We start from the raw sequence: 18,430 nt of genomic DNA, 5'->3' as shown, positions 1-18,430 counted from the left end.
TAAATTAATTTTTGCGATCCTACCACATTTTCAGGCAAAGTGCGGTTATAATTACACGCGTTTTTTTAAATTTATTCATTCGGACAATGAAATGAGCATTACCGTTAACCAAATAGTCTTACACCAACTGATCAAACACAGCACAGAAGAAGGCAATACCCAGCTTGATACGCAGCTGCGCAAGCAATTATTGCCTATCACTCCAGAAGTGGAACAACTCACGTTAGAGCTACATCAAGCCTATCAAACCAAAGCGAAAGGCTATGGCATTTTCCAAGAACAATCGAATTTTGCACAATCTTTAAACCGTCTGTTGGAAAAAGAGCTAGATTTTCTGCCATTCAGCCATGAATGTGCAAAATTATTAAGCAGCGAATTAAGCAAATATCCTTTTGCGGAAAGTGGCACTTTTGTGTTGTGCCAATATAACTTTTTAGCGACAGATTATCTATTCATCGCCTTGCTCGACAGCCGCATTAGTATGTTAGTGGATGAAAACTTAGAAATTCACCGCACCCAATACTTAAATATCAGCCAATTTGATATTGCCGCCCGTATTAATTTAACGGAAATGCAGATTAACGCTAATTCGGATCGTTATCTCACCTTTATCAAAGGGCGTGTAGGCCGTAAAATTGGCGACTTTTTTATGGATTTTTTAGGGGCAGATGAAGGATTAAATCCACAAGTTCAAAATCAATGCCTGTTGCAAGCGGTGAGCGATTATTGTGAACAAGGTGAACTGAGCAATGCACAAAGCCAAGCGGTGAAAAAACAAGTCTTTGAATATTGCAAAGGGCAAATGAATGCGGGCGATGAAATCACATTAACGGAACTTTCTGAGACATTACCCACACTAAATGAGCGTCAATTTATTGATTTTGCTCAGGAACAAGACTATGGCTTGGCAGAGAGCATTCCGCCAGTACGCTCAGCATTGAAATCACTCACCAAATTTTCAGGCTCAGGGAAAGGCGTAACCATTAGTTTTGATGCGGAACTCATTAACGAACGAATCATTTGGGATGAAGCTGCCGACACGCTGACGATTAAAGGTTTGCCAGCGAATTTACGAGACCAATTACAACGCAATTTAAAAGATAATTAAAGTTGAAAAATGCCTAAACTTTAGCGTATTATCTGAACACAATTAAAAACAAGGGTTAAACAATGAAAATTAAGCCAATTATGACCGCACTTTTTGTCGCATTCAGTCTTTCTGCGTGCTCATCAGTAGAAAAAGTGGTGTATCGTATTGATGTGCCACAAGGAAACTACTTAGAAGAAGCCACAGTAAAACAATTACAAGTGGGCATGACGAAACCGCAAGTGCAATATTTACTTGGTACACCAGTCTTAAACGATCCGTTCGGCACTTCAACTTGGTATTATGTTTTCTTACAACAAAAAGGGTATGAAAGCCCAGAGCAACACACTTTAGTCGTGAACTTTGACCGAAGCAATCGCGTTGCCAATTTTGATTTAGACAAACCATTACCAGATGACCATAAAGAAGTCGTTAATAACGCGATCATTGAAGCACCAGCTGTTGAAAAATCAAGTTGGTGGCAATTCTGGAAATAATTTCTCATTCAGGGATGTGTTTTATGGCTAAGATCTTGTTAGTTGATGATGATCTTGAACTTACAGAACTACTTGTAGAATTATTGTCTTTAGAGGGCTTTCAGATTGATGTTGCTCACAATGGGCAAGAGGCGCTAGATAAATTAGACGCGTCCTATTCTCTTGTGTTGCTTGACATTATGATGCCTGTTCTCAATGGCATTGAAACCCTTAAACGCATTCGTCAACGTTATACGATTCCCGTCTTAATGTTAACCGCCTGTGGTGATGACATTGATCGTGTATTAGGTTTGGAATTAGGTGCTGATGATTATCTGCCTAAACCATTTAATGACCGAGAATTAGTGGCGCGCATTAAAGCTATTTTGCGCCGAAGTGTTATCACTACAGAACAAAATGACGATGCTCAAACTGAAAATCATCTCATTAAATTCAAAGGGTTAGTGCTACATAAGGGGCATCAACAAGCCACTTTTCATGAGCAGGATTTAGGTTTAACGGGCTCAGAATTTGCCTTGTTATCACGCCTCATTCAAAGCCCAGGTGAAGTATTATCTCGTGAATTGCTCAGCCTTGATGCATTGGGCAAACAACTGTCGCCATTTGACCGCACGATTGATATGCATATGTCAAATTTACGCAAGAAACTACCGAAATGCGAAAACGATTTGCCTTGGTTCAAAACGCTGCGTGGCCGTGGTTATATATTATTAATTGACTAATTTTCCCAAAAGTGCGGTTATTTTGACCGCATTTTTTGTATAACAAGATGATGAAATTCTCGGCATATTTTTCCCGCTTAAACAGCATAACAACTCAAATCTTTGCCTCCTTTTGGGTGGTATTCTTTTTGTTATTACTCATTGTCTTTATTGTGCCTAAATTTGACAGCCGTAATTATGCTGAACTTCGTGGTGATGATCTGCGTACTTACCAAAAACAAATTGTTACCACTTTCCGCGAAAACCAGTTATCGCGATTATTGATATATAAAAATCGCCCATTTCCATTAGAACAAACCACGGAAATTCGCCCTATTTTATTTAATACGAAAACCCAACTAATTCTAGGGGTACCTGAAGCAGAGTCAGAAAGAGTACGCCAATTCACCACAACATCACAAAATGTGAAAACCCCATTAGTGAAAACATTCTATGATATTGAAATTGCAGGGCCTTTTTCAGTACATATCAGCGCACAAGACGGCAACCAAGAAGAACCTTATCTTCTTTACTTTGTGCAGCGAGTCGATCCACAGCAAAAATTTGTTACTGAAATTTTTGACAGACCGCTACTACTCGTTTTCATCATCATGGCATTGTCATCGCCCTTATTATGGCTTTTAACATTAAGAATATCCCGACCAATCAGAAATTTGAATGAAGCAGCCCAAGCCGTTTCCCAAGGGAATTTCATGGTTAATCCCATATTAGAGAAAAAAGGCGTGAACGAATTACGCCAAGTGGGCAAAAGTTTTAACCAAATGACCAATTCACTGGAAGATTTATTAAAAACCCATCGTATGTTGCTTTCTTCGATCTCCCATGAATTACGCACGCCACTCACTAGATTACAGCTAGCGGCTGCATTATTGCGCAGACGATTAGGTGAAAATAATGAAATCACGCGAATTGAAACTGAAACCGAACGAATGGATTTAATGATTAACGATTTATTAAAACTCTCGCGTAATCAAATGAATATCCACGCATCTCGCCAGATTTTTTCTATTGAAGAATTATGGAATGACGTCATTATTGACACTGAATTTGAAGCAGAACAACGCAATATTAATTTCTACTTTAAACAAAATATTTACGCCCCAGAGAAATATTTTTTATATGGAAATCATCAATCATTAACGAGTGCGCTAGAAAATATCTTACGGAATGCGCTGAAATACACCAAAAGCAAAATCGCCGCGCAAACTTATCTGGAAGATCAGAAACTGATGATCGTCATTGATGATAATGGTGCTGGCATTGCGGAAGAAGAATATGACAAAATTTTCCAGCCGTTTTACCGCATTGATGAAGCGAGAACTAGAAAAACGGGCGGAACAGGGCTTGGCTTGGCTATTGTAGAAAATAGTATTTTCCAACATCACGGTAAAGTCACCGCCAGTAAAAGCCCATTGGGCGGCTTGCGTATTACCCTGTGCTTACCGTTATATACCGGGGGGGGTAGCGCTCATTAATTGCGCAATACTCTTCTTTCTTTTCGGCTCAAAAAAAGCGTATCTTATGCAGATACGCTTTATGCTTTTTCAGTCACGACAAAAACTTACACAGATTTGACCGCACTTTTCGTTTTCAGCAAGGCCAAAGCACAAACAGCAAGCAGCAAAACCAAGGCGACACCTTCATAAAGGCTTTGCTTTTCCCAGCCTAAATCTAATAATTTGCCCGCCGCAATCGGGGCTAAAATTGCGCCAAAGCGCCCAACTCCGAGAGATAAACCCACGCCAGTGCTACGAATATCTGCGGCGTAAATCGCTGGATTTAAGGTATAAAGCCCACTGATACAGCCATTCATTAATGCGCCGACCAACACGCCAAACAACATCGCAAGCCATAGTACTGAAGATGAAAGAATAAAGATGACAGCGACCACGGCAGATAATAACGTGAACAAAATAAGCACGCGGCGCACAGACCAGCGGCTCGCCAATAATCCATAAAATAACGCGCCACAAGTACCGCCAAGGGAAATCATCATTCCCACGCTAACCCCTTGTTCTTTTGTCATTCCTGCTTGAGTGAGCAATGCTGGTGTCCATTGGCTGACAAAATAAAAACTGAACATAATTGCAAAAAATGCAATCCAAATTAATAGGGTCGAACGGCGATATTCATGATTGAACACTTGAGTAAAAGGGAGCTTTGTAGCTTGCTGCGTTTTTTCTGGCAATGGCCATTCACCTGAAAAACCTAACTTGCGGGCAATGCTATTTAATTTTTGTTGTGCATTTTTCGGCTGTTTTGTGGTTAAAAAATCAATCGATTCTGGCAGCCATGCTAATAAAATAACAAAGCATAATGCCGTTAGGCCAAAACCGGCAAGATAAACTGAACGCCAGCCATATTCAGCTTGCAAGGTCATTGCGAACATTCCGCCTAGCACCGCGCCAATGCCGAAACCTGCGGCATATACGCTAATCGCAAAGCTACGCCATTTGCGTGATGAATATTCGCTGGTTAATACATTTGTGCCAACTAAAATGCCGCCCACGCCCAAGCCTGTAATCACGCGCCAAAAGGCAAGTGCTTGATAATGTTCAATTAATGCAGAGCCTAACATACCCAATGCGGACATTACGACTGATATGAGCAATAAAGGACGGCGCCCGATTTTATCCGCTAATGGCGCAAGAAATAAAGATCCTGCCGTCATACCAAATAGCCCTGCGCTCATCAGATAACCTAATTGCTCCGCGCTTAACGCAAACTCTGCGCGAATATTGGCGGCGGTAAACGCTAATGCCAATACATCAAAACCATCAAGCAAATTCATAATGACTGCCATAAATACAATCAGCCACTGATAACCTGACATTGGGCTATTATCAATTTTCTCTCTTAAACTCATATAGGCTCCTATCTATTAACCCGCTTTCGTGTCTGAAAGTGCGGTCAAAATTTTAGTTAAAATAAAGTTCAACACCACGCCATAGGCTGGCACGAACAAAACAATACCAACGAAAAGTTTGAATAAATAATCCACAAATCCTAATTGCACCCAATGTTCCGCCATGAAAGGATCGCTGCTCGCATAAAAAGCCACTGCAAAAAACAAGAATGTATCAGCCATTGAGCCAAACACCATCGAACTTGTTGGCGCTATCCACCATGTTTTTAATTGGCGCAAGCGGTTAAATACGAGAACATCCAATAATTGCCCAAAAACATAAGCACAAAAACTGGCGGCAGCGATGCGAAAGACAAAATAATTAAATTCAGCTAAAGCAGCAAAACCTTGAAAGTGAGCATCTAAAAACAAGGTAGAAACTAAATAACTGATGACTAACGCAGGAAACATCACTATAAAAATAATCCAACGTGCTTCTTTCGCGCCAAATACACGCACCGTTAAATCCGTTGCCAAAAATATAAATGGAAAGGTTAACGTCCCCCATGTGCTATGGAAGCTGAAATCTTCTGCCATACCAAGTGCGGTCAACGGCAAATGAATTTCAAAGGGGATTTGCACGAGATAATTGCTCGCCGCAATAATCAAAATGTGGAACAAGCTTAGGATAATTAACACGCTACATTTTTGCTGATCAGTGAAGATCGAAAGATTGGTTTTCATAAAACACCTTTTTATTTGATTGGGGTTAGGGAACCCAAGTTACTCATTTAAAACCCATTTCTAAATGGAGCGTGAATGATAGAGAATATAAAAGATATTTCAAGTAGAAACAAATGAAAGTATTTGAAGGTTTATATGAATGGAATTAATAATGAATCATTTTATAGGAATGGCGGTGAGAGGGGGATTCGAACCCCCGATACAGTTTCCCATATACACGCTTTCCAGGCGTGCTCCTTCAACCACTCGGACATCTCACCGTTTTGAAAATCATTCTGATGAATCAGGCTCATCAGTCAGAAAGTGGCGAGATTATAAGAATTTACCGCCTTTGCGTCTAGTCTTTTTTCGCTTTTCTTGCGCTAGCGCATAAAATTTTCACAAAATTAGACGTAAAATAACCGCACTTTTCTTTCTTTTCAGGGAGCGATATGTTGAATAAATGGTTCTTAACTAAAAATGCATTCTTGGCGGTCAAACCTTTTAGCGCGCTGAAAGAGAGTCTGCATTTAGGTTACACCAAACAACATCTCATCAAAGATATTATCGCAGGTTTAACCGTAGGGGTTATTGCGATTCCGCTATCAATGGCGCTTGCTATCGCCAGCGGGGTCGCCCCACAACATGGGCTTTATACAGCCATTGTGGCAGGTATTTTAATTGCGGTAACAGGTGGATCACGTTTTAATATTTCAGGCCCAACCGCGGCTTTTGTGGTTATTTTATACCCAGTCACCCAACAATTTGGTTTAGGCGGTTTGTTGATGGCAACCTTGCTATCAGGCGTTATTCTGATTTTAATGGCATTATTTCGCCTCGGGCGTTTAATAGAATACATTCCCTTGCCGGTTACCCTTGGGTTCACTTGCGGAATTGGGATTACCATTGCCACATTGCAAATTAAAGATTTTCTTGGACTGACTATTCCAACGATGCCTTCTCATTATTTAGCCAAAGTACAAGCAATTTTGACCGCACTTCCTACGATCAATTGGGCTGATACAGCAGTCGGCGTGGCGACCCTTATCACATTAACGCAATGGCGGCGTTTGCGTGTGGCTATTCCAGGCCATTTACCTGCGGTTATTGTCGGTACGGTATTAGCATTGACATTAGCCCATTTTGATATGAATGTTGCCACAATCGGTTCGGCGTTCAGTTATACCCTTTCTGACGGCACGACAGATCATGGCATTCCCAATGTGTTACCCGAATTGATATTGCCTTGGAATATCCCCAATGCCCAAGGCGAAATAATTCAATGGAATTTCACCGCACTTCAAGGGATTTTACCTGCGGCATTTTCGATGGCAATGTTAGGAGCGATTGAATCGCTGCTCTGCGCTGTTGTATTAGATAATATGACGGATACCAAACATCATTCCAATAACGAATTATTAGCGCAAGGATTGGGAAATATTGTTTCGCCATTTTTAGGCGGAATTACAGCCACCGCCGCAATTGCACGCTCGGCGGCAAATGTCAAGGCAGGCGCAACATCGCCAATTGCCAGTATTGTTCACGGATTATTTGTATTATTCGCGTTACTCGTTTTTGCTCGCGCGCTCTCTTATTTGCCTTTGGCATCTATGGCAGCATTATTATTAATGGTGGCGTGGAATATGGCAGATATTCATAACATCATTGCACTCATTCGCCGTTCAGGCAAAAACGAAATTGCGGTGTTAGCGATTTGTATCTTGCTCACCGTCATATTTGATATGGTCATTGCTATTTCTGTCGGCGTATTAATGGCGAGCTTGCTCTTTATTCGTACCATTGCTGAAATGACAAAGACTATCGAAACCGCTCATCCCGATGATTTAGAGAATGTTTTAGTCTATCGCGTCAGCGGCCCATTATTTTTTGCAGCGGCAGATAATTTATTTGCAGAATTACATGATAAAACTGTCCATACCGATCAAGAAATCAGACATATTGTGTTGCAATGCGAGGCGGTCAATATACTCGACACTGGGGGAATTCACGCCTTAACTCGATTTGTTCAACATATGTTGCCACATCAGCAACTCTATATGTGCAATATGCAATTTCAGCCTTTGCGTATGTTAGTTAAATCCAATACAGTGCCCGAATTGAGAAAAATTAATTTCAGTGCAGATTTAGCCGAAACCTACGGTAAGATTCGCTTGCAGGAAAGTGAGTTAAGCCAAGAAAAATAAATGTGGCATAACGAACAAGAAACGGAAAAAGATTCACTTTAGCACGATCAACTAGGCAAGAACGAACCTTTGTTTAGGTAAAAAGAAAATATCGCTAGTGATAATAGGCATTTCATTTGCCATGATAAATTCTGAGTAAATCCAAGAAATAATGTGATGTTGAAGTTGATAGAAAAAGAGAATAAAAAAGCGCAACCTAATGGTTGCGCCCTTTATCTGCTTTATTAACTATGACGACTGCCTTTAAAGCTTTTCTCACGGAATTCTTTGCGTCCGCCTTCTCTTGAAGTGCGGTCAGATTTTCCAGAGAATTTACGATCGCCTCTAAAACTACGATCATTGCGGTCATTAAAACGACGTTCGCCACGTTCATTACCATGACGTTTTCCACCACGGCTTTCAAAACGTTCTGCACGTTCTTCGCCTTGCACTTCACGCACAAAGCTCATTTGCATTTGTTTGTTTAAAACTCGCGTTTTTTCAAAGTGTTTTAACAATTCTTTTGGCATGCCTTGCGGAAGTTCGATGGTGGAATAATCATCGAAGAGTTTGATATGGCCGATATTACGGCTGCTGATATCCCCTTCATTTGCAATCGCCCCAACAATATGGCGCACTTCTACGCCATCTACGCGACCAATTTCAATACGGTATAAATCCATCGCTTTTGGTGTGCCGTAACCACGGCGTTCTTCTCGTCCATTGCGTTCACGGCGTTCGCCACGATCACGTTCGCTGATTTTTGGCAATGTTGAGTCAGGTGGAAGAATCAGTTTTTGTTTACCTTGCAATAACATTAACATTGCTGCGGCAATATCTTCACGATCTTGATCTGCGGCGAACAAATCTTCTAATAAACTGCGGTATTGCTCTAAATCGCGATGCTCAAGTTGTTTAGTAATTTTAGCAACAAATTTCTCACGGCGGCGCACTTGCAATTTTTCATGATCTGGCACGCCTACTTCTTCGATTGGTTTCTTCATTAGGCGTTCAATATTGCCTAATAAACGGCGTTCGCGCGGTTCGACAAATAAAATTGCCGCCCCAGAACGTCCAGCACGCCCTGTACGACCAATACGGTGCACATAGCTTTCTGCATCTAATGGAATGTCATAGTTGACAACAAGACTAATACGCTCAACGTCTAAACCGCGCGCTGCCACATCTGTTGCCACTAAAATATCAAGGCTGCCATTGCGTAAACGATCTAAGGTTTGCTCACGTGCTTGTTGAGTCATATCGCCATTTAATGCGGCTGCACGGAAACCATGTTTATCTAATAATTCAGTAACATCTAAAGTGCCCGTTTTCGTGCGTGTAAAAATAATTGCTGCGTCAAAATCTTCCACTTCAAGGAAGCGTAATAGTGCATCATTTTTACGGAAACCACGCACATACCAGCAGCTTTGCGCAATATCTGGGTTTGTGCGTTGGGTTGATTGAATTTTCACCTCTTGCGGATCCGTCATAAAACGTTTTGTAATACGACGAATTGGCTCAGGCATAGTTGCTGAGAAAAGTGCGGTTTGATGTTTTTCAGGCAGCTCAGCCATCACGGTTTCAACATCATCAATAAAGCCCATACGCAACATTTCATCGGCTTCATCTAATACGATGAATTTCAATGCAGAAAGATCAAGGGTGCCACGCTTAATGTGGTCTAAAATACGTCCTGGCGTTCCCACCACCACTTGCGCACCTTGGCGTAATGCACGTAATTGAATATCATAGCGTTGCCCACCATAAAGAGTCACGATACGTACACCTTTTGAATGTTTTGTAAATTGTTCGCAAGCTTCCGCGACTTGAATAGCAAGCTCACGAGTTGGTGCCATCACCAACATTTGCGGATATCTTTCATCCGCATTAATTTTCGCCAATAATGGCAAAGAAAAGGCGGCTGTTTTACCACTCCCCGTTTGTGCCATACCCAATACATCGCGACCGTTTAAAAGGTGCGGGATACAAGCCTGTTGGATTGGAGAAGGTGAAGTAAAGCCCATATCAGAAACAGCAGAAAGGATAGATTCTGGCAAACCTAAGTCGCCAAAAGTAATAGTATTAGTTTCAGTCATTAAATACTCGAATTGTTTGTAAAGAAAGCTCAATGCTTTCGTGTATAAATGTTGTGGTTACTGCGCTCGAAAGTGAATAGCACTTGGTGAACTTGTCGAACCATTAGCCATTCGGCAGAAAATTTGAAATATTGTCTTCAGTTTTACAATGCCTTGTCTAGCTCAGCAAATGTGTTACTGACATTATTTCTGTACCACAACCTGTTCCGTTTGCTCACTAGACGTTGTGTCTTTTAATTTGTCTAGTTCAAACAAAGCAAAACGATACTCAACAAAATTATACACCTGATTTGCTACGGCTAATTTAAACATGGTTTTCGCCTCGTCTAAATCACCTTGATTGAGTTTTTGTTTTGCTAGATAAAAGTAGGTTTCTGTCAAAATTTCCGCATATTGAGGCGAATGCGGGTCCACAAATTTTTTCGCTTTGTCTAATAAATCTTGTACAGAAATCTTGCCCAAATAATATTGGACGATGAAGGTTCCCCAATATTCAGTGGAGAGCGTTTTTGCTCGCTGCACTAAATTCTGTTTTGCTTCAGCTGGCTTAAACTTCAAGTCGTTGAAATATAACCATAAAACGCGATATGGATCTTTAGTGTCTGCTAAATAAAAGCGCAGAAAATCCTGATTCGCAAGATTATAACGTCCCGTGTAATGGAAATCTAAACCACGGTTTAAATAGGTATATTCATAATTAGGATCTAATTCTAATACGACGTTGAACGCTTCCAACGCACCATCAAATTCTTCTTCTAATAAGAGATATAAACCTAAATAATTGTACACTGCTGCCATTCTCGGCTGCAATGCAAGTGCTTGGGTGAAGTCATAACGCGCTAATCCCCAAAGCCCTAAGCTGTCATAAAGCACGCCACGTTCAAAATGCAAATCAGCACGTTCTTTATTAGTCAGCTGCCCCACAATCAGTATTTGACTGATTCGTGCAATCATCACTTCTTGATCAAAATGCACATTGGGATATTGTTCCGCCAGCACCACTTTATTTTTTGACACAAATTCACCTGCACTGCTATTTACACAGCCCGCAAGCAAAGCAAGGCATAAAATTGGGAAGATTGCTCCAAATTTCAACCGATGCATAAATTCTGTCATTAATGTTGCCTTAGGAAAATAAACGAATAATGACCGCACTTTTACGAAAGAAGTGCGGTCGATTTTCTCAATTATTCTTGTTCAACAATTGTTTCAGCATCAGCAGCCACATCAGCTTTTGGTGCTAAATCTTTCATTGTTAAACGAATACGACCTTGGCGATCGATCTCAACGACTTTTACCGCCACTTCTTGACCGACTTGAAGATAATCAGACACTTTCTCAACACGTTCTTCCGCAATCTGAGAAATATGTACTAATCCTTCTTTGTTGCCAATAATTGCCACAAATGCGCCAAAATCCGCTAAACGGGTAACTTTACCTTGGTAAACCGCGCCAGCTTCAACTTCTGCGGTAATATCTTCGATGCGAGCCATTACTGCTTTTGCTGAGTTGCTATCGACAGCGGCAATTTTCACGGTACCGTCATCATCAATATCAATTGAAGTGCCAGTTTCTTCTGTTAATGCACGAATTGTTGCACCGCCTTTACCGATGACATCTTTGATTTTCTTCGGATCAATTTTCATCGTGTAGATGCGTGGCGCAAATTCTGAAATTTCTTCGCGCGGCGCTGGAATAGCTTGTTCCATCACGCCTAAAATATGCATACGTGCAGATTTTGCTTGATTCAAGGCGATTTGCATAATCTCTGGGGTAATACCTTCAATTTTAATATCCATTTGAAGTGCAGTCACACCAGTGCGAGTACCCGCAACTTTAAAGTCCATGTCGCCTAAGTGATCTTCATCACCTAAAATATCTGAAAGAACAACAAATTTGTCTTCTTCTTTCACTAAGCCCATTGCAATACCTGCAACCGCTGATTTAATTGGAACACCTGCATCCATTAATGCAAGCGATGCACCACATACCGATGCCATTGATGATGAACCATTTGATTCTGTGATTTCAGAAACTACACGAACAACGTATGGGAATTCGCTAATACTTGGCATGACTGCAGCAACACCACGTTTTGCTAAGCGACCGTGACCAATTTCACGACGTTTTGGTGAACCAACACGACCAGTTTCGCCCACAGAATATGGAGGGAAATTGTAGTGGAATAAGAATGTATCTTGGCGTTCGCCTGTTAATTCATCAAGAATTTGGGCATCACGTTCTGTCCCCAATGTAGCAACCGCTAAGGCTTGAGTTTCGCCACGCGTAAAGATCGCAGAACCGTGAGTGCGTGGTAAGACGCCTGTGCAAATATCTAATGCACGCACGGTATCAACGGTACGTCCGTCAATACGCGGCTCACCAGCGATGATACGTCCACGCACGATTTGGCTTTCAAGTGCGGTGAAAATATCAATAATTTTGCCTTCGCTCACTTCTTCATTTTCTGCGGTAATTTGTGCGATTACATCTGCTTTAATCACATCAATTTGCTCATAACGCACTTGTTTTTCAGTGATACGATAAGCATCGCCTAAACGGCTTTCTGCAATTGCTTTAACTTGATTAATTAATGCCGTGTCTGGCTCTGGTGCAACCCAATCCCAACGCGGTTTACCTGCTTCGGCTGCAAATTCTTTGATCGCTTCAACCACAACTTGTTGTTGTTGATGACCAAATACTACCGCCGCTAACATTTGTTCTTCAGTTAAGATATCGGCTTCGGATTCAACCATTAATACCGCTTTATCTGTACCTGCAACCACTAAGTCTAAACGACTTTGTTTTTGCTCTGCCATAGTTGGGTTTAAGACAAATTGATCATTGATAAAACCAACACGAGCGGCACCGATTGGTCCATTGAATGGTACGCCTGATAATGAAAGTGCCGCTGAAGCACCGATCATAGCCACTAAATCTGGACTAATTTGCGGATTTACTGACACGACAGTAGCGATAATTTGGATTTCATTTAAGAAACCTTCAGGGAATAACGGACGAATTGGGCGGTCAATTAAACGCGCAATTAAAGTTTCGCCTTCGCTTGGGCGACCTTCACGTTTGAAAAAACCACCAGGAATTTTACCCGCTGCGTAAGTACGTTCTTGGTAATCAACAGTTAATGGGAAAAAATCTTGCCCTTCTTTCACTTCTTTTTTGGCAACAACAGTCACGAAAACTGTTGTATCATCCATACTCGCCATCACGGCTGCAGTTGCCTGACGCGCGATTGCGCCAGTTTCTAAGGTCACTGTATGTTGACCATATTTAAATTGCTTAACAATTGGATTCACTATTTTTTCCTTTTTAATGAATAAATGATAAGTTTCATTTTCCAAATTGCGACTAGCAAAAATAATCTCTGAAAAATTACTTTTGAAAATTACTTTTGATAGCCGCACGCTAAAACAGAAAACAAAACTGCTCTATTATACCTGTCTTTTCAATGGATTGGTAACTTTATTTATCCCTGCCGAAAACGATTTTGTAAATAATATTGTAGCCACTAAAATTTTCGCTCATTGCTTGCCTTAAATCCCTTGTTCTTTCAGCCGCTCAGTATTACACTCTGCCAATAGATTTGACAAAGTGCGGTCAAAAAACGTGATATTTTTTCAAAGAAAATAAGGAGTTTTTATGCTATTTGGTGATTTAACTCGTCCCGATTTCAAACGTGGTTTACCTAAAATTATTGCGGACACCTGCGATTATTTGAATACGCTAGATTTAGCGAGCCTTGCCACAGGTCGTCACGAAATTAATGAACACATTTTTATGAATGTGATGGAAGTAGAAAGCGAGCCTGCAGAAGCGCGAAAATCAGAAATTCATCGCCAATACCTTGATATTCAAGTTTTAATTTCTGGCGAAGAAAAAATGGAATATGGCGTCACCCAACCAAACTTAGCGGATTATGAGCCTTATAACGAAGAAAATGACTATCAACTGACATTAGCTGGCAAAGACATTGAGCTCAAAAGTACGGTCGTTTTACGCCCTAAAATGTTTGCGGTATTTTTACCTTACGAACCGCACAAACCCTGTTGCAACGTGGCGGATAAAGTCAGCAAAATCAAAAAACTGGTCGTAAAAATCCCTGTGAATTTATTATAAAATTCAGGGTAGCTCAATGAGCCTACCCTGCAAAATTGGCTTTATTCAGCCAATACATTCGCCCGAATCTCGTCAAAGGAAATTGCTTTGACGAGTTTTCCGTTTTCAAAAATCACTTCTAAAAGATCATTGGCGAAATCATCTTGTGCCGTGAGACCGTCAACATAACTATCCAAACTTGTTACTCTTACCCGTCCACGTTGCGATTTTTTCAAGCCATCATCGGTTTTCGGATCTTTAAAAATCGCTTTTTCTTCACCATTGATGGTAATTGACGTGGCTTTAACGGCAAAACCTAGGGTATCACGCGTGTTGCGTTGATAGGTTTGCGCTCCAACGCCAAATACAATATTGCTCGAAGCAAATCCCTTTTGTTTCAATCCATGCAGAATTTGAGTCATTTTCTCAAATGTCACGCCATCGCCATAAATCGCGCCAATATGCGGATCGAGCACTTTGTAGCCTTTTTTATTGACCGTGCCGCCAAAAATATCCCATAAACATTCGATCAAGCCTTTACGTTCGTGCAAAGAAAGTGCGGTCGGATTTCCACAAATAATATCAAAGAAATTGCCGCTATCGGGGCGAATAACCACGCGTGCGTTATCTGGGCGCGCCATAATCTCGTCTTTCAGGATCGGCAAATTTACCGTGATGTTGTGCCAAAAATCGGTGGTATCCGACACGATAGATAGCATCGAATTGGGATATTGACGCATTAAATAACGGAATGTCGGCAATTCGTCCACGCCGTGCGCACTCATTACAGAATGTTCGGAAGCGGGAATCGATGTGCCAATCAAACCACTTGCACCATAATAATGTTCCACGAAAGAAATCGCGGGGATCGTATCCGTGCCTAGAAATGCGGTTAAATGCCCAGCGCCAGAAGTTTCTGCGCTTTCCAAAGAACTCATTCCGCGCATAGAAAAATCATGAGATTGAAACGGCACGTGATCGCTGTCATCACAGGTTTCTTGTGCAAATTGCATCAACGTAAGGCGATAAGCACGAGCAATCGAAGCGGACGTAATCGGCTGCCACAATGACACATTAATTAAGGTTTCTAAATAATTTGTCAGCCAAAAGAAATCAGGATGGGTGTTTTCAATGGTCATCATCGGAATTTTTATCGCCACCGATTTTCCTTCAGCAATCGCTTTAATTCGCAAGGGCAAATAGCCCAAACGATGTAGCGCCGCAATATGCTCACCGTTGTCTTCCAGCCCCAAAGTGCGGTCAATAAATTGAGAATATTCCGCCACCACATCGGCTTCAGAACGGGCAAAAAAATTCTCATTAAAATAAGCGATGAGATATTTCATGATGAAGGCTTGAAAACCGAAAGACACCGCGCGCTGCAAATAAGGCGCGACTTTATTGCTACGCGGCGTGAAAGTGCTATAAATATACTGCGCACCTTGAGGATACAGTATGCGATGAGACACTTTATAGAAATCACAAAGCAAAGTTGGGATTGCGGTAGAATCTATCGTTTTGCGATATTTATTTTCCATTTTTTAAAAATCTAAATTAAATTAACAGAAAAAAGTAAAGCGGATATTACTCTTATACTTCCAAAATTGCAAAGCCTATAACAAATTTATTCTTTCCTTGCTTAATCAAGAACAAGCTGTCAAACTTAACCCATTCGGGGCTATACCCACTTTCAAAGGAGGAATATTATGGCGCGTAAAACGACGGCAAAATCTGCCACTCAAAGTGCGGTCAAAATAAACAAAAAATCGACCGCACTTTTAGATTCCATTCATCTCGATCCAAATTATCAACAAGAGCAAGCAAAATACGATAACCCAATTCCGAGCCGTGATTTTATTCTGCAAATTATTCGAGAACAAAATCAGCCGATGAGCCGTGAAGAAATTCTGGCGATATTTAATATTCAAGATGATGAACGCGCCGAGGGAATTCGCCGCCGTTTACGCGCGATGGAAAATGACGGACAACTGGTATTCACCAAACGTAAACGTTATGCCTTGCCTGAAAAATTAGATCTGCTCAAAGGCACAGTGGTGGGACATCGTGATGGCTATGGCTTCCTACAACTAGAAAATAGCAAAAATAACAAAGACTTATTTATCCCCAACGCACAAATGCAACGTGTTATGCATGGCGATTTTGTGCTTGCGCAGCCAACCAGCTTTGATCGCAAAGGGCGTCAAGAAGTGCGCATTGTGCGCGTGTTAGAAAGCCGTAAAAAAGAAATCGTTGGGCGCTTTTTCTTAGAAGATGGCATTGGCTATGTGGTGCCTGATGACAGCCGCATTGGGCGCGATATTCTTGTGCCAAATGAAAGCCGTAAAGGGGCGCGTATGGGGCAGGTGGTCGTGGTGGCGTTACGCCCACGCAAGGCAAGTTTGAGTGCGCCAGTCGGCGATATTGTTGAAATTCTCGGCGACAATATGGCGAAAGGCATGGAAGTGGAAATTGCGTTGCGCAATCATGATATTCCACACACATTCCCAAGTGCGGTGGAAAAATACGTGAAAAAATTTACCGAAGACGTGCCTGAACAAGCCAAGCAAGGGCGTGTTGATTTGCGTGCTTTGCCCCTGGTGACGATTGACGGTGAAGATGCGCGCGATTTTGACGATGCGGTGCATTGCCGTAAAGAAAAAAATGGCTGGCGTTTATGGGTAGCGATTGCTGATGTGAGCTATTATGTGCGTTTGCGTTCCGCCTTGGATCAAGAAGCGCGCAATCGTGGTAACTCCGTTTATTTCCCTAACCGTGTGGTGCCAATGCTGCCTGAAGTGCTGTCCAATGGGCTGTGTTCGCTCAATCCGCAAGTGGATCGTTTGTGTATGGTATGTGAAATGCAAATTTCCAACAAAGGCGAGTTAAAGGGCTATCAATTTTACGAAGCAGTGATGAATTCCCACGCACGTCTCACTTACACCAAGGTTGCCAAAATCTTAGACGGCGATGAAGAATTGCGCCAGCGTTATGCGGGTTTAGTGCCACATTTAGAAGAGCTGCACGCCATGTACAAAGTCTTATTGCAAGCACGTCATCAGCGTGGGGCGATTGATTTTGAAACCATCGAAAGCAAATTCATCTTCAATGAACTTGGACGCATTGAGCGCATTGAACCTGTCGAACGCAATGATGCCCACAAAATTATTGAAGAATGTATGATCTTGGCAAATATTGCCGCTGCAAACTTTATGGAACGCGCAGATGAACCTGCTTTATACCGCATTCACGCTGGCCCTAGTGAAGAAAAACTCACGGCTTTCCGCGCATTTTTAGGCGAATGTGGTCTTTCTCTTGAAGGGGGAATGAAGCCAAGCACAGCAGATTATGCCAAATTACTCACGCAGGTCAAAGAACGCCCTGATCACGAGTTGATCCAAACAATGTTATTACGCAGTTTAAGCCAAGCCGTTTACGATGCGGATAATATTGGGCATTTTGGGCTTGCCTTAGAACAATATGCGCACTTCACTTCGCCAATTCGCCGCTACCCTGATTTAACCTTGCATCGCGGTATTAAATATTTACTGGCGAAAGAAAAAGGGGCGAAACGGAAAACCACTGAAACAGGCGGTTATCATTATAGCATTGATGAAATGGACGAACTCGGCGCTCATTGTTCTATGACCGAACGACGTGCAGACGATGCTACGCGAGAAGTGGCAGATTGGCTAAAATGCGAATTTATGCAGGATCATATTGGCGATGAATTTGACGGCGTGATTTCATCGGTCACTGGTTTCGGCTTTTTTGTGCGCTTAGATGATCTCTTTATTGATGGCTTGGTGCATGTTTCCACACTTAGTAACGATTATTATCAATTTGATGCGGCGGGACAACGCTTGATTGGTGAAAATAGTGGTATGCTTTATCGCCTTGGCGACCGTGTTCGAGTGCGTGTAGAAGCTGCGAATTTGGAACAACGTCAAGTAGATTTCAGTTTGGTATCAAGCGAACGCTTGCCACGCCGAGTGGGCAAAACCGCCAAAACAAGAGCGAAGAATGCCGCAAAAACAACGGCAAAACCGACCGCACTTTCGCAGGCTCAGCATAAAAATCAGCCGAAAAAAGAGCAAAGTGCAGTGAAAAAATCGCGTAATTCGAGCAAAAAGAAAAAGACTAAAGCAAAGAAAAATAAAGGATAAT

13 protein-coding genes and 1 tRNA gene are annotated in these 18,430 nt (G+C 41.8%); 7 read left to right on the top strand and 7 right to left on the bottom strand.

Annotated features, from left to right (window positions below):
• Window positions 1-91 precede the first annotated feature (91 nt).
• The 4 genes from yejK to cpxA all read left to right on the top strand — a co-directional run bounded on the left by yejK (window position 92) and on the right by cpxA (window position 3,781).
• Window positions 92-1,108 (top strand): nucleoid-associated protein YejK, encoded by a 1,017-nt coding sequence (gene yejK / locus C8D76_RS02530; RefSeq protein WP_116631312.1) that lies wholly within the window; start codon window positions 92-94, stop codon window positions 1,106-1,108.
• Between the two features lie 62 nt (window positions 1,109-1,170).
• The gene (gene bamE, locus C8D76_RS02525; RefSeq protein WP_116631252.1) at window positions 1,171-1,584 is read left to right on the top strand and encodes an outer membrane protein assembly factor BamE; all 414 of its coding nucleotides are present in this window, start codon (window positions 1,171-1,173) and stop codon (window positions 1,582-1,584) included.
• Between the two features lie 23 nt (window positions 1,585-1,607).
• Window positions 1,608-2,306 (top strand): response regulator, encoded by a 699-nt coding sequence (locus C8D76_RS02520; protein WP_116631251.1) that lies wholly within the window; start codon window positions 1,608-1,610, stop codon window positions 2,304-2,306.
• A 50-nt stretch (window positions 2,307-2,356) separates the two neighbouring features.
• Window positions 2,357-3,781 (top strand): envelope stress sensor histidine kinase CpxA, encoded by a 1,425-nt coding sequence (gene cpxA, locus C8D76_RS02515; protein WP_116631311.1) that lies wholly within the window; start codon window positions 2,357-2,359, stop codon window positions 3,779-3,781.
• Between the two features lie 86 nt (window positions 3,782-3,867).
• Here cpxA and C8D76_RS02510 read toward each other — a convergent pair whose 3' ends face one another.
• The 3 genes from C8D76_RS02510 to C8D76_RS02500 all read right to left on the bottom strand — a co-directional run bounded on the left by C8D76_RS02510 (window position 3,868) and on the right by C8D76_RS02500 (window position 6,155).
• Complete coding sequence (locus C8D76_RS02510) at window positions 3,868-5,172, bottom strand: MFS transporter (protein WP_116631250.1); 1,305 nt, start codon at window positions 5,170-5,172, stop codon at window positions 3,868-3,870.
• A gap of 15 nt (window positions 5,173-5,187) precedes the next feature.
• Window positions 5,188-5,895: a 7-cyano-7-deazaguanine/7-aminomethyl-7-deazaguanine transporter gene (locus C8D76_RS02505; protein ID WP_116631249.1), complete on the bottom strand. Its 708-nt coding sequence runs from the start codon at window positions 5,893-5,895 to the stop codon at window positions 5,188-5,190.
• Between the two features lie 170 nt (window positions 5,896-6,065).
• Window positions 6,066-6,155: transfer RNA gene (locus C8D76_RS02500), tRNA-Ser, on the bottom strand.
• Between the two features lie 171 nt (window positions 6,156-6,326).
• Here C8D76_RS02500 and dauA point away from each other — a divergent pair.
• A complete protein-coding gene (gene dauA / locus C8D76_RS02495; RefSeq protein WP_116631248.1) occupies window positions 6,327-8,078 on the top strand; it encodes a C4-dicarboxylic acid transporter DauA in 1,752 nt (583 codons plus the stop codon).
• A 224-nt stretch (window positions 8,079-8,302) separates the two neighbouring features.
• On the opposite strand, the gene C8D76_RS02490 is transcribed toward dauA, so the two are convergent.
• The 3 genes from C8D76_RS02490 to pnp form a co-directional block, all read right to left on the bottom strand.
• Window positions 8,303-10,153 carry a DEAD/DEAH box helicase gene (locus C8D76_RS02490; protein ID WP_116631247.1) on the bottom strand — a complete coding sequence of 617 codons (1,851 nt, stop codon included), beginning with the start codon at window positions 10,151-10,153 and terminating at the stop codon, window positions 8,303-8,305.
• Window positions 10,154-10,336: 183 nt separating this feature from the next.
• Window positions 10,337-11,269 carry a lipoprotein NlpI gene (gene nlpI, locus C8D76_RS02485; RefSeq protein ID WP_116631246.1) on the bottom strand — a complete coding sequence of 311 codons (933 nt, stop codon included), beginning with the start codon at window positions 11,267-11,269 and terminating at the stop codon, window positions 10,337-10,339.
• A 71-nt stretch (window positions 11,270-11,340) separates the two neighbouring features.
• Window positions 11,341-13,467 carry a polyribonucleotide nucleotidyltransferase gene (gene pnp / locus C8D76_RS02480; protein ID WP_116631245.1) on the bottom strand — a complete coding sequence of 709 codons (2,127 nt, stop codon included), beginning with the start codon at window positions 13,465-13,467 and terminating at the stop codon, window positions 11,341-11,343.
• 343 nt (window positions 13,468-13,810) lie between these two features.
• On the opposite strand from pnp, the gene nanQ reads away from it, so the two are divergent.
• Window positions 13,811-14,287 carry an N-acetylneuraminate anomerase gene (nanQ, locus tag C8D76_RS02475; protein ID WP_116631244.1) on the top strand — a complete coding sequence of 159 codons (477 nt, stop codon included), beginning with the start codon at window positions 13,811-13,813 and terminating at the stop codon, window positions 14,285-14,287.
• Window positions 14,288-14,328: 41 nt separating this feature from the next.
• On the opposite strand, the gene C8D76_RS02470 is transcribed toward nanQ, so the two are convergent.
• Window positions 14,329-15,804, bottom strand: a complete 1,476-nt coding sequence (locus C8D76_RS02470) for a nicotinate phosphoribosyltransferase (RefSeq protein ID WP_116631243.1) — start codon at window positions 15,802-15,804, stop codon at window positions 14,329-14,331.
• A 168-nt stretch (window positions 15,805-15,972) separates the two neighbouring features.
• On the opposite strand from C8D76_RS02470, the gene rnr reads away from it, so the two are divergent.
• Window positions 15,973-18,429 carry a ribonuclease R gene (gene rnr / locus C8D76_RS02465; RefSeq protein WP_116631242.1) on the top strand — a complete coding sequence of 819 codons (2,457 nt, stop codon included), beginning with the start codon at window positions 15,973-15,975 and terminating at the stop codon, window positions 18,427-18,429.
• The last annotated feature ends 1 nt before the right edge of the window (window position 18,430 follow it).

It is taken from the genome of Alitibacter langaaensis DSM 22999 (assembly GCF_003096995.1).
Lineage (GTDB): Bacteria > Pseudomonadota > Gammaproteobacteria > Enterobacterales > Pasteurellaceae > Exercitatus > Exercitatus langaaensis.
The sequence above is the reverse complement of the archived record's forward strand: the minus strand, read 5'-3'. Positions and strand labels throughout refer to the sequence as shown.